A 12,099-nucleotide genomic window follows, 5' to 3' on the forward strand; every position below is an offset into this window, starting at 1 on the left:
GCGTGCACGACGCGGCCGTCGTCCATCACCGCGACCTGGTCGCCGAGCGCTCTGGCCACCATGAAGTTCTGCTCGACCAGCAGGATGGTGGTCTGCTGCGCGCCCTTCTTCAGCTCGCTCAGCGCCTCGATCAGGTTGCGGATGATGGCTGGCGCCAAACCCTTGCTGGGCTCGTCGATCAGCAGCAGACGGCGCGGCTCGATCATGGCGCGGGCGATTGCCAGCATCTGCTTCTGCCCGCCGCTGAGCTTGCCGGCCGGATACAGCCAGAATTTCTTCAGCGCCGGGAACAGGCTGAACAGCCATTCCAGGCGCTGGCTGTCGAGATCCTTCAGGCCTTTGGCCTGGCGCGCGGCCAGCAGCAGGTTCTCAGCCACGGTGAGGTCGGCAAAGATGCCCATGCTCTCAGGCACATAAGCGATGCCGAGCTGCGCGATGTCAGGCGTGGCTCGGCCGTGGATGGGCTGGCCGTCGAACACCACTTGACCCTGGCTGGCTGGCCACAGGCCCATGATGGTGCGCAGCGTGGTGGTCTTGCCGGCGCCGTTGCGGCCCAGCAGCATGGTCAGCTGGCCCTCGGGCACAGCGAGGTCGACGCCATGCAGGATGTGATACGCGCCGATATGCGTGTGCACGCCCTGCAGGCTGAGCAGATTCTTGGGGCTGGGCGTCGTCGTCATGCCGCGGCCTCCTCTTCGGCAGCCATGCCCAGATAGGCGTTCTGCACCACCGGCGAGGCGATCACCGTGGCCGGTTCGCCGTCAGCCACCAGCTGACCGTTGTGCAGCACGATGATGCGGTCGGCCAGCTCGCGCACCACGTCCATCTTGTGTTCGACCAGCAGGATGGTGTGTTCGCGCTTGGCCTTCAGTTCGCGGATCAGATCCAGGATCACCGGCACCTCGTCCACGCTCATGCCGGCGGTGGGTTCGTCGAACATATAGACCTTGGGATTGAGCGCGATCAGCATCGCCACTTCGAGCTTGCGCTGGTCGCCATGCGGCAGGCTGGCGGCGATGGCCGTGGCCTTGTCGGCCAGACGCACCCGCTCGACGATGTGCCGCGCCTCGTCCAGCAGATCCTTGTGCTGCAGCCAGACCGACAGCATGCGCAGTCCCACGCCGCGCCGCGCCTGCACTGCCAGCCGCACGTTCTCCAGCACCGTGAGGTGCGGAAACAGCTGGGTCAGCTGGAAGGCCCGCCCCAGGCCGCGCCGCGTGCGCAGCGGCGCCGGCAGGCGCGTCAGATCCTCGCCATCCAGCAAGACCTGACCCTCGCTGGCGCGCAGCTGGCCCGAGATCAGGTTGAAGTAGGTCGTCTTGCCGGCGCCATTCGGCCCGACGATGGCCGTCAGCGTGCCGGGCGTGAAGGCGCAGGACACATGGTCCACCGCCACATGCCCGCCGAACCGGATGGTGAGGTTTTTGGTTTCGAGCACAGCGGTCTCGGAAAAAGGCGATAGAAAGGCCGCAGGCCAAGGAGCTGCCAGAGCCCGAGGCGTAGCGAGCGGCTGTCTGGCTAGGCGCGGGCGGATCCGCGAACCGGAACGTACTTCCTGTACGTGAGGATTCGCGGAGGGACCCGCAACGACGCCAGGCAGTCGCGCAGTAGCCGAGCGATCAGCGACGATTGCGAATCGGCACTTGCATCTCTTCGGGCTTGATCTCCCGCACCAGCTCCGGCACTCCCCACGCAAACGCCGGATCCACCTTGATCTTGAAGTGATACATCGACTGCATCGCCTGATGGTCTTCCGGGCGGAAGGTCATCTTCCCCTTGGGCGTCTCGAAGCTCATGCCTTCCATGGTCTTGATCAGCTTGTTGGTGTTGGTATCGCCATTGGTCTTCTTCAGCGCCTCGACGATGGCAATCGCCGCGCTCATGCCGCCCGCGGTGAAGAAGTCCGGCGGTGCCTTGAACTGCTTGTAGTGGTTGGCCACCAGCCACTCGTTGACCGGGTTCTTGGGCATGCCGAAGTAGTAATAGCTCGCGCCTTCCATGCCTGGGAACTGCTTGTAGGCCGTCATCGCCGGCAGGATGTTGCCGCCCGATGAAATCTCGATGCCATGACGCTTCAAGTCCAGATCGGCGATCTTGAAGGGGTTGCCCGCGCCGGCCCAGATGATGAAGATCACCTTGCGGCCCGGCTGGTCCTTGAGCTTGTCGATCAGGCGCTGTGCACCGGCGGTGAAGTCGGTGGTGGTGGTCGGCAGGTATTCCTCGTGGACAATCTTGGCCTTCTTGATGGCGTCCTTGAAGGCCTTGACGCCGTCTCGGCCGAAGGCATAGTCCTGCGCCAGCGTGGCGATGGTGGTGCCCGGCTTGTCCAGTGCCACCGCGTTGGAGATGGCGTCCTGCGAAGAGTTGCGGCCGGTGCGGAAGATGTACTTGTTCCACTTGTCGCCGGTGATCGAGTCGGCCACGGCCGGCTCCACCATCAAGATCTTCTTGTACTCCTCTGCCACCGGCAGCATCGCCAGCGCCACGCCGGAGGAGGTCGGGCCCACCGCGATGTCGGCCTTGTCGTCGCCATAGGCGGTGGCCAGCAGGCTCTTGCCCACATCGGGCTTGCCCTGGTCGTCCTTCTCGATTACGACGAGCTTCTTGCCCGCCACCATCATGGTGCCGCCAGTGGCGTAGTCCAGCCCCATCATGAAACCGGTGGCGGTCTGCTTGCCATAGGCTTCCAGCGGCCCGGTCTTGCTGTATACATGGGCGATGCGGATTTCCTTGCCGCTGCCGGCACCCTGGGCGAGTACCGGGGTGGCGGCGAGCAGCAGGCTGGTGGTGGCGGCTGCCACGCCGCTCAATGCGAGCCAATGCTTCATGGTGGGAGGTCTCCTGGTGTTGTCGGACGAGAGCGCTGATCCTCACTCACGCAAGCGCCATGCCCATGTGCACCAGCTTGGTGAAAACCCCAGGGAAACGCCCCAAAAGCGGGGCTGATGCCAACGCCGCAGCTGAGCAGCCTCACGAAACGCGGCCCCAAGGCAGGTCAGATGCTGTCCGGATTTCAGGCGATGTATGAAATCCGGACGAACCAGCGCTTCAAGCTGCCTGGATCTTGAACAAGCCGGTGGAGCTGGCAAGCCCTTGGCGGTCAGTCAAGCCTTCACGCTTGCCCCAGCTCCGGCCAGCGCGCCAGGCGCTCGTACAGCGAGGCGCGAGAGATCTGCAGCAGCCGGGCGGCCGCCATGCGGTTGCCGGCCGTCAGGCGCAGGGCCTGAGCGATGGCGTCGCGCTCCAGCGCCTCGATGCGCTCAGGCAGGGGACGGATCTGTCCCATATCCGTGGCGGGTTCCACGCCTGCCGGCGGCTCCGGCAGGACTGGCCGGGTCGGGCTGGCTGATGCCGCCAGGCTGGGGCTGGCGCTCGCATCGAAGCTGTGCTCCGTCAGCTGCATCTCGTCGCTCATCAGGCTGGCCTGTTCCAGCGTGTTGCGCAACTCGCGGATATTGCCGGGCCAGCGGCGTTGCATCAGCCAGTCGAGCGCGCCCGGGCTCAGCAGCTTTTGCGGCATGCCGCTGCGCCGCGCGATGTCCTCGCCCAGTGCATCGGCCAGGGCCTCGATGTCCTCGATGCGCTCGCGCAGCGGCGGCACTCGCAGTGGCAGCACATTGAGACGGTAGTAGAGGTCGGCGCGGAACTCGCCGGCCGCCACCATGGCCGCCAGATCGCGGCTGGTGGCGGCGATCACGCGCACATCCACCGGTGTCACAGTGTTGCTGCCCAGCGGCTCCAATTCCTGCTCCTGCAGCACGCGCAAGAGCTTGCTCTGCAGCGGCAACGGCATGTCGCCGATCTCGTCGAGGAACAGCGTGCCGCCATCGGCCAGCTTGAACTTGCCGTCGCGGCCCTTGCGGTCGGCACCGGTGTAGGCGCCCGGCGCCACGCCGAAGAACTCGGCCTCCAGCAGCGTGTCGGGCACGGCCGCGATGTTGACGCTGACCAGCGACTTGTGGGCACGCTGCGAGGCCGCGTGGATGGCATGCGCCAGCAGCTCCTTGCCGGTGCCGGTTTCGCCCAGCAGCAGCACGGTGGAATCGGTCTGCGCCACGCGCCGCGCCTGGCGCTTGACCTCCAGCGCCGCCGGGCTGCTGCCGATGAAGCTGGTGATGGTGTACTTGGAGCGGCGGTTCTTCACCTGCTCGGCCGCCAGCTCGCGCCGCGCCTCGTCCAGCTCGCGCTGCAGCCGGCCGAACTTGGTGATCAGCGGCTGCATATTGGTTTCGGGATGGTCCAGCAGCACCAGGCCCAGCGCGCCGATCACCTCGCCTGCTTCGTTGCGCAGCGGCAGGCGGCTAACCAGAAATGTACCTGCCTTGTTGGTCAGCAGATCCACCAGCATTGGCCGGCCGGTCTCGATCACCTCTGCCATCATGGTGTTGGGCACCACCTCTTCGACCGGGCGGCCGACGAACTCGGTCTCGCTGCCGAAACCCAGCGCGGGCAGGAAGCGCTTGTAGCCGGCGCTGATCCAGACGATGCGGTGGTTGCGGTCTACCACCATCATGCCCTCGGCCGCCTGCGCCAGCGCGTCGAACAGCGACTGCGCGGCCATGCGCAGCACGCCCTCGGCATCGAAGGGCAGCTCGGGGATCAGCGTGACGGGCGGGGCGACTGCAGCGGACATCGGTCGTGTGGGAGCCGGAAGCCGCGTCAATGTAGCAGTGCGCTGAGGCCCTGCGACTGCGGGGCCGCCCTGAGGCGCCGGGGCCAGAGTCATGGCAACAGCGCCGCGCCCTTCTAGAACCGGTAGTTCACGCTGGCCGTGATCTGCCGTGGCGCACCGTAGTACCCGGTCAGGATGCCCAGCGCCGGGATGTTGTAGCCATCGGTGCGGTAGGCCTTGTTGGTCAGGTTGCTGCCCTGCAGCGCGAAGCTCAGGCTGCGGTCGCGCTCCCAGATCACGCCGGCCGACAGCAGGCTGTAGCTGTCCTGCGCGATCGCCTCGCTCAGGTCCGTGGTCGGGTAGACCTTGGTGCGGTGGCTGATGCCGACCCGTGTGCGCAGCACGCCACCGAAGGCCGCGGCCGCGCGGTGCTCCACGTTCAGTGCGCCCTGGAACTTGGGCGTGTTGGTGAACTTCTTCTGGCTGGCCACGTTGACGCCGCGGTCCAGGTACTCCTTGTACTTGGCGTCCAGCGCTGCCAGATTGCCGCTCAAGGTCCAGGCGGTGCTCGGGCGCCAGATGAACTCGAGCTCGGCGCCATTCACGTTGGCGCGGCCGGCGTTGGTGAAGTCACCGAAGAAGCCTTGCTGGCCGTTGGGCTGCGTGTAGGAGGTGAACACCGACAGCTGCACGTTCTTGTAGTTGTTGTGGAAGACTGCGGTGTTGAGCTCCAGCCGGCCTTGGTCCAGCACCATCTTGGCGCCGAGTTCCAGCGAGTCCAGCACCTCGTCCTCGAAGGGTTTGGCCGAGGCCGGCACCGCCAGCACGTTGGCGCGCACGTTGTAGCCGCCCGACTTGAAGCCGCGCGAGACGGTAGCGTAGAGATTGGTGCTGGCGCTGGCCTTGTAGTCCAGCGAGAGCTTGGGCGCGGTGTTGCTGACGCTGCGGCTCTTGTCGAAATTGGACAGCGTGGCGATCGGCGTGCTGAAGCTGTCGTTGGCGAAGGCCTGGTTCAGCACCACGGCGCGCTTGGTCTCCTTCGTGTAGCGCAGGCCGGCGCTGACGCCCAGTTTCGGCGTCAGGCGCCAGCTCCAGTCGCCGTAGGCCGCCTTGCCGGTGGTGTAGACCGTGCCGCCGGTGATGCCGAAAGACTGGAAGGGCGTGCCGGCGATGAAGGTGCTGGCCACGCTGCCGCCGGCCTGACCGTCGAAGTGGTAGACACCCAGCACGCCGGAGTGGCTGCCGCCGCCATCGAAGCTGAGCTGCAGCTCGTTGCTGCGCGAGTGGTCGATGTAGCTGGCGCGCACGTCGGCGATCTTGCCCGGCAGGCCGTCGAAGTCGATCGCGGTGGCAGTGTCGCTGTCGCGGTAGGCATGCACGTACTTGGCGGCCCAGGCTTCGTTGAGCTGCCAGGTGGCCGTCAACGCATAGCCGCTGCTGTCGGTCTTGTTGGCGTTGGCCATGCCGGTGTTGATGTCGTAGCGGTGGGTGGAGAGGGGCGTCTTGGCCGGGTCCCAGAGGTTGCTGCCCAGGCGCTGGAAGCCGCGCATGTTCGAGCCGTCATGGGTTGCGTCCGCACTCAGCTGCACGGTCAGTGGCGAGCCGGTGGGAAAGAAGCCCAGCTGCACGCGGCCGGCCTGGGTGTCCTGGTTGGAGACGTCGCTGCCATCGGCCAGGTTCTTGCCGTAGCCGTCGCGGCTGAGGCTGGCCACTGCCAGGCGGCCGCGCCACTGGCCATCGCTGCTGGCGCCGCCCACGGCCAGCCGGCCGTTGGCCTGGCCGTAGTTGCCGATCGCCAGCGAGGCCGAGCCCTCCGTCTGCGTGCCCAGCTTGCGCGAGACGTACTTGACCGCGCCGCCGATGGTGTTCTTGCCATACAGCGTGCCCTGCGGGCCGCGCAGCACCTCGATGCGCTCGGTGTCGAACACCTCCAGCAGCGCACCCTGCGGACGCGCAATGTAGACGTCATCCAGGTAGATGCCGACACCGGCATCCACGCCCCACAGCGGATCGGCCTGGCCGACGCCGCGGATGAAGGTGGTCAGCGTGGTGTTGCTGCCGCGCGCGGCGTAGACGGTGAGGCTGGGCACCTGGCCCTGCAGATCGCCCAGGTTGCGCACGTTCAGGCTCTCCAGCTTGGCGCCGCTCAGCGCGGTGACGGCCACCGGCACATCGCGCAGGCTTTCCTCGCGGCGGCGCGCCGTGACGGTGACAGCCTCCAGCGTGGCGACCTCGGCCTTGTTGCCGGTGTCGTCGGCCTTGGCCGGGGCGGCAGTCTGCGCGGCCGCGAGGCCGTGCAGCGAGAACGCGGCAGCCAGGGCCAGGCCGAGGCGGGTGAAGCGGTGCGGACTTGTTGTGCTCATCGTGGGTCTCCGTCGAGGGCAGGGGGGCGGAACAGTTCTTCGGTGTTCTTGTCGTCGGGCCGAGTTCGACCCGCCGGCCTGCAAGGCCGGAAGCGCGAAAAGGGCGAGATCCGTGGGGGTGGGCGCGGCAATGCGCCGACGCTGGGCTCAGCGGCCGGGGGAGGGCCCGCTGGCGCGGTGGTGATGCGGCATGGTGTCGATGTCTCCTGCTTGGCTGTGCAGCCCGTTCAGAGCCGGGCGCTTTGTGACAGCAGTGGCGCAAGAGCCATGCCTGAAAGCCCCGCCCTGGTGCAAACCATGAGGGGATGCGCCAGCACAGGGCAGGCGCTGGGGTTCAGTCTGCGTTTGAGCGCAGGCAGAGCCGCTGATCCGTCTGGATTCCAGACGTTCGGCGCTCAAGCCTTGTCCGCAGAACAGGCAATGTCTGCAGTTTGGACAGTGGCCGCGCGGGCTGCCGGCTGGCAGCTTCGTTCGCTAGCTGGCTCGCTCGCTCGCTCAGCGCGCCGGGGGCGCTACGCGCAGCACGCGGCCTGGGTTCTCGGTCAGCAGGTACAGCAGGCCGTCCGGCCCTTCGCGCACATCGCGCAGGCGGCCGACATCGTCGATCACCTTGCCGCGGGCCTGAACCTGCGGCGCCTCGCCGGCGCTCACCTTGACCCGCTCCAGATGGCGGAACTTCAGCGCGCCGATGAAGAAGCTGCCCTGCCAGTCGGCGCCGTAGCGCGCGCTGTTCAGCCAGGTCAGGCCGGACGGTGCGATCGAGTGCACCCAGTGCGCCACTGGCTGCTCCATGCCTTCCTTGGCCGTCAGGCCTTCGCCGATCTTGCCGCCGCCGTAGTTCTCGCCATAGGTGATCACCGGCCAGCCATAGTTGCGGCCCTTGACGACGCGGTTGAGCTCATCGCCGCCCTGCGGCCCATGCTCGTGCAGCCACAACTGGCCCTGGCCGTCGAGCGTGGCGCCCTGCGGGTTGCGGTGGCCGTAGGACCAGATCTCGGGCAGCGCGCCGGGTCGGCCGGCGAAGGGGTTGTCGGCCGGCACGCTGCCGTCCTTGCCGATGCGCACCACCTTGCCCAGATGGTTGTCCAGGGTCTGGGCGCGCTGCATGCCGGCAAAGCGCTCGCCCAGGGTCAGGAAAAGCTTGCCGTCCGGCGCCTCGACGATGCGGCAGCCGTAGTGGTGGCGGCCGGCCATCTTGGGGTTCTGGCGGAAGATCACCTGCGGCGCTTCCAGCCGGGTCTCATCCTCGCTGAGCCGGGCCCGCGCCAGCGCGGTGCCGTTGAGCTTCTTGTCGGCATCCGGCTCGTTGAAGCAGAAGTAGACCGTGCGGTTGCGCGCGAAGTCACTGTCCAGCTGCACATCGAGCAGGCCGCCCTGGCCCACGGCATCCACCGCGGGCAGGCCCAGCAGCGCCGGGCCGGGCTTGCCGCCGGGGCTGGCGATGTGCAGGCGGCCGGGCCGCTCGCTGATCAGGAACTTGCCCGAGGGCAGGAAGGCCATCGCCCAGGGCGACTCCAGGCCTTCCACCACCGTCTCCAGCCGCGGCGCGGCCGGCGTCTGGGCGAAGGCACTGGCGCCGGCGCCCAGTAGGGCCAGCAGCAGGGAGGGAAGGGTCAGGGCTTGGGTGTGCAGGCGCATGGTCGTTGGGCGGAGTAAGCGCAGGAGCCGCGATCATCGCAGCCCCGCCGAACACCTGCACAGCGAGGCCTATTGCACGCCTGACCGCGCGCAGCGATGTCTCACTTCGCCCGGCACTGCGAGGGATTGAACTTCGAGCTGGATGACTTGGCGAAGCCGCTGCCGCGGCAGATCGAGTGCGAGTTCTCGTCGATCATCCGTGCCACCGCTTCGCGATCCGGGCCGGTGAACTCGCGCTCGATGCGCGGGCCGCTGGAGCTGTTGCAGTAGATGGTGCAGACAAAGGTTTTTTGCGCACCGCTCTTGCCAGAGCCTTTGGACGACGACGATGAACTCGACGATGAGGATGTGCCCGACGAGCTGCTGCTCCCTCGGCTCGCCTCTCTTTCGACGTTGTGGGCCCGCCCAAGCCCGTCTACCAGCTCGTTGACCTGATGGGCCACTCCTTGGGCGCGGAAGCTGGAGCTCGGATTCAAGCCGGGCCGTGCCAGGTCGTCGAAGTTCAAGGGCTTGTCGGCTGGCGCTTGCGCAGTTGCGGCGCTGCAAGCGACGAGCAGCAGGGTCGTCAGGCCGGCAAGGCGGCTGTGGAGCACTCGGCGGTTCTGTGATGGCGTCATGGGGAGAGCTTTCACGCGGCGGTGGTTGGGTTCCGGTGTGGGGGCTGCTTGTTGCTTCAGCGCGCTGAGCCGGCTTCAGTTCAAGGGCTTGAGCGAGATCAGCTCCAGCGTGGCCACGGGCTCACCGCTCAGCTGAATGGATGTATAGCCGCCCATCGAACCGCTCTGGAAGTAGCCGAGCGAATGCACGCCCAGATCAAAGGGTAGGCTCGCCTGGTAATGCGGCGGTGACAGCGTCACCTTGAATTGCTGGCTGCCGCTTGCGGGCGAGTCCTGGTCGCTGCTGCCCAGCATCGAGGAGCGCAGGCTGCGCTTGCGATCGACGCGCCAGCTGACCTTCACGGTGGCTTGGTAGTGGCCTTGCCTCAGGCGCAAGGGACTTTGGGCCTGAGGCTTGATGCGCAGCGTGCCCTTCAAGCGCTGGTTCACCTCAGCGGTGAAGTTGGCGAAGAAGCCGGCGTTGCGCTGAACATTGCTGTTCGGGGAGACCCGGTCGAATTCACCACTGACATCGAACAGGCGCCCGGGTGACTTCAGCACGTCGACCGCCGCCTGCTCCAGCAACAGTCGGTCTTCCGAGGAGCGGGCATAGCTCTGGCCCGCCTGCAGCAGCGAGACATCCTGCGTCAGCCGATACAGGCGGTGCAAGGGGGCGAATTCTCGGCGCTGCAGGTAGTCCTGGCGCAAGCGCCCGGTGGCCAGTTGGCGCAGTTCAGGTGTCGCATGCTGATCCGCAAGGACGGCCTCGCGCTGTGCATCGCTGCCCTTGTCGATCTGCTCGCGCAGCTGCTGGCGCAGCAACTCCAGCGCCCTGGCCATGCCTTGTTCGGACGCTTGCTTCTCAGGTTGTTCAGCGTTGACGCTGTGCTCGCTCAGAAAGCGCCGCAAGCCGTCGGCCGGCATGGTGCTCAGCAAGGCCAGCTCCTCGCGTGGCGCCCGTTCCGAAAGGATCTCTTGTGCGGCCTTGGTCCAGGCCGCCGGCTCGCTCGCCTTGCCTTGCGCCAGCCGCTGGCGCAGACCCAGCAGCGGCATCTCACGCAGGCGCTGCAGCTCAGCCTGGCGCAGCGCATCGCGGCGCGTGCGGCCCTGGGTTAGCAACTGGCTGCGCGGATCGGGCTCGAAGCGGGCGAGAAAACGCTCGGCCTCGGGCCAGCTGCTCACCGCAGCCAGGGCGCGACGCTCCTGGTCGATCCACAATGCTGCGGCCTGGCTGCGCGCCTGTTCCAGATAGCCGTCCGGGTCGGGCCCGGCGTGCTCCGTCTGCAGACGTGTCAGCTTGTCGTAGTCACCGGCCGCATCGCGCAGAGCCTGGCGCCTGAGCACGCGCTGGGCCATCTGGCGCTGCGGCGTGCAGTGCTCGGCGCCCAGCATGCCGAAGCTGTCCATCCACGCTGTGGCGGCCTGGGGCGGACTGTCCAGCGTGACGCCGGGCCCGCAGCTGCGGGCCAGTTGCAGCTGAACTTCAGGCACCAGCTTCAGGCTGTCTTGCCGCGTGTTGAGGGCGATGAAGTGGCGCCGCTCGTCGTCCGTCTTGATCCGCGTGAACTCGCGGTACTGGCGTGCCTGGGCCATGGTTTGCACGAAATCCGTGTTGGCGCGTACGCACTGCTCGATCTCGGCGCGGCTCTTGCCACGCAAGGCGCGGTCGCACTCCTGCCTGCGTTCACGGATGGCGCGCCCGACATGCTGTCTGCACGAGTACCGCGCCTGGTTCTGTGCATCACGGCCCACCCAGCCCAGGGCCTCGAATTCGCAGAGTTCGGCCAGCTCCCGCTCGTTGCCCGGAATCACCAAGGGCTGCTTGATGGGACTACCGCTGCTGGTGCGGACTTCCGGCGTGCCGCAGCCGGTCAGCAGGATCAGGGCCGCAAACGCTGTTGCGGCCATCAAAGTCTTGGGAGACGCCATGAACTGCTCACTCAGAAATGATGGAACGGGATCCAGCCGGCCTTCGCGAACGCAAGTCGACGCTGGTGCTGTGTTCTCGGGCGGGGAGCGCGCGAGAGACCTCTTGTCTGCGGCGTTGCACTGGCACTGACGCTGGCCCTGTGACCGCCGCTGCCATGCGGCGGATCAGCGAACGCGCAATTCGGCCCCTTCGGCCGTGCCGATGGCAGTCGTTTGCCGCCTGCCCTGCGCTGACCGACGGCCCGCCATGGCGCCCAGACTGGCCAGCAGCACCAGGGCCAGGGAGGCGGGTTCAGGCACCGGATGCACATAGTCCACCATTAGCCGAACCTTTGCGGAGTCGGCGTTGTGGCCAATACCGGAGAAGGTCCATGTCCAGGCGCTCATCTGCGAGTTCTCGAGGTGCAGGCCGAGCCATTGCTCGTCGGCGTCAAGCGCCGACTGCAGTAGCGTTGTGACGTTGAACGACTGACGCAGGGGGACTTGGCGGCTGCTTGTCTGGCCAAAAACCGGTGCAGGCGCGTCGAACGTGTAGCCCAGCGCGCCGCCTGTAGCGAAGCCGGTAACAGTGATCGTGCTGAGACTGCTGATCGGAATCTGCTGCTTCAGAAGGTCAAGGCCGAGAGTTGCACTGCGGATATGGCTTCCTTTCAGCGCACTGATATTGACTTGCATTACCGTGCGACTGAAGTTTCCTTCCAGCCCCAAGAGATGTCCGAACTCCCCATTGGGCGGCGTCCACCAATCGGAAAACATGCCGACGAAGCCGGTGCCGCTGAAGGTCTGGCCTGTGTTGGCCTGGGCATAGCTTGCCGAAGTCAGAAGATCGGGCAAGGTGTAAGTGACGGTTGATGCTTGCGTGGCAACGCCTGTAGCAAGACCCGTGAACAGCAGGGCGGCCCGTAGACATGTCGTGAGTTGGTAGGACTTTAGGAGCTTCATCGAAGGGCCTTTCAACGCG

At 66.6% G+C, this 12,099-nt stretch carries 9 protein-coding genes; all 9 read right to left on the reverse strand.

Annotation, left to right across the window (positions count from 1 at the left end; genetic code table 11):
* The coding region (locus tag ACIQ67_RS12470) for an ABC transporter ATP-binding protein (protein WP_397534692.1) at window positions 1-680 on the reverse strand (680 nt) is incomplete at its 3' end.
* Entirely contained in the window at window positions 677-1,438 is a 762-nt protein-coding gene (locus ACIQ67_RS12475; protein WP_397534693.1) for an ABC transporter ATP-binding protein, read from the reverse strand. The genes ACIQ67_RS12475 and ACIQ67_RS12470, both read right to left, overlap by 4 nt.
* A 181-nt stretch (window positions 1,439-1,619) precedes the next feature.
* The gene (locus ACIQ67_RS12480; protein WP_397534694.1) at window positions 1,620-2,828 is read right to left on the reverse strand and encodes a substrate-binding domain-containing protein; all 1,209 of its coding nucleotides are present in this window, start codon (window positions 2,826-2,828) and stop codon (window positions 1,620-1,622) included.
* A 284-nt stretch (window positions 2,829-3,112) separates the two neighbouring features.
* The gene (locus ACIQ67_RS12485) at window positions 3,113-4,633 is read right to left on the reverse strand and encodes a sigma-54 interaction domain-containing protein (RefSeq protein WP_397534695.1); all 1,521 of its coding nucleotides are present in this window, start codon (window positions 4,631-4,633) and stop codon (window positions 3,113-3,115) included.
* A gap of 113 nt (window positions 4,634-4,746) precedes the next feature.
* On the reverse strand, window positions 4,747-6,975 hold the full coding sequence (locus ACIQ67_RS12490; RefSeq protein ID WP_397534696.1) for a TonB-dependent receptor: 2,229 nt from the start codon (window positions 6,973-6,975) through the stop codon (window positions 4,747-4,749).
* Window positions 6,976-7,470: 495 nt separating this feature from the next.
* A complete protein-coding gene (locus ACIQ67_RS12495) occupies window positions 7,471-8,613 on the reverse strand; it encodes a PQQ-dependent sugar dehydrogenase (protein WP_397534697.1) in 1,143 nt (380 codons plus the stop codon).
* A 101-nt stretch (window positions 8,614-8,714) separates the two neighbouring features.
* Entirely contained in the window at window positions 8,715-9,230 is a 516-nt protein-coding gene (locus ACIQ67_RS12500) for a hypothetical protein (protein ID WP_397534698.1), read from the reverse strand.
* Between the two features lie 75 nt (window positions 9,231-9,305).
* Window positions 9,306-11,138: a hypothetical protein gene (locus ACIQ67_RS12505; protein ID WP_397534699.1), complete on the reverse strand. Its 1,833-nt coding sequence runs from the start codon at window positions 11,136-11,138 to the stop codon at window positions 9,306-9,308.
* Window positions 11,139-11,303: 165 nt separating this feature from the next.
* Window positions 11,304-12,080: a PEP-CTERM sorting domain-containing protein gene (locus ACIQ67_RS12510; RefSeq protein ID WP_397534700.1), complete on the reverse strand. Its 777-nt coding sequence runs from the start codon at window positions 12,078-12,080 to the stop codon at window positions 11,304-11,306.
* Window positions 12,081-12,099: the final 19 nt, after the last annotated feature.

Origin of the sequence: Roseateles sp. (assembly GCF_044373315.1) — a bacterium.
GTDB lineage: Bacteria > Pseudomonadota > Gammaproteobacteria > Burkholderiales > Burkholderiaceae_C > JACDQM01.

Bases quoted from the DNA above. Each gene is read 5' to 3' on its own strand.
- ACIQ67_RS12480 (WP_397534694.1), bottom strand. From the start codon at position 2,828: ATGAAGCATTGGCTCGCATTGAGCGGCGTGGCAGCCGCCACCACCAGC.
- ACIQ67_RS12485 (WP_397534695.1), bottom strand. From the start codon at position 4,633: ATGTCCGCTGCAGTCGCCCCGCCCGTCACGCTGATCCCCGAGCTGCCC.
- ACIQ67_RS12490 (WP_397534696.1), bottom strand. From the start codon at position 6,975: ATGAGCACAACAAGTCCGCACCGCTTCACCCGCCTCGGCCTGGCCCTG.
- ACIQ67_RS12495 (WP_397534697.1), bottom strand. From the start codon at position 8,613: ATGCGCCTGCACACCCAAGCCCTGACCCTTCCCTCCCTGCTGCTGGCC.
- ACIQ67_RS12500 (WP_397534698.1), bottom strand. From the start codon at position 9,230: ATGACGCCATCACAGAACCGCCGAGTGCTCCACAGCCGCCTTGCCGGC.
- ACIQ67_RS12505 (WP_397534699.1), bottom strand. From the start codon at position 11,138: ATGGCGTCTCCCAAGACTTTGATGGCCGCAACAGCGTTTGCGGCCCTG.
- ACIQ67_RS12510 (WP_397534700.1), bottom strand. From the start codon at position 12,080: ATGAAGCTCCTAAAGTCCTACCAACTCACGACATGTCTACGGGCCGCC.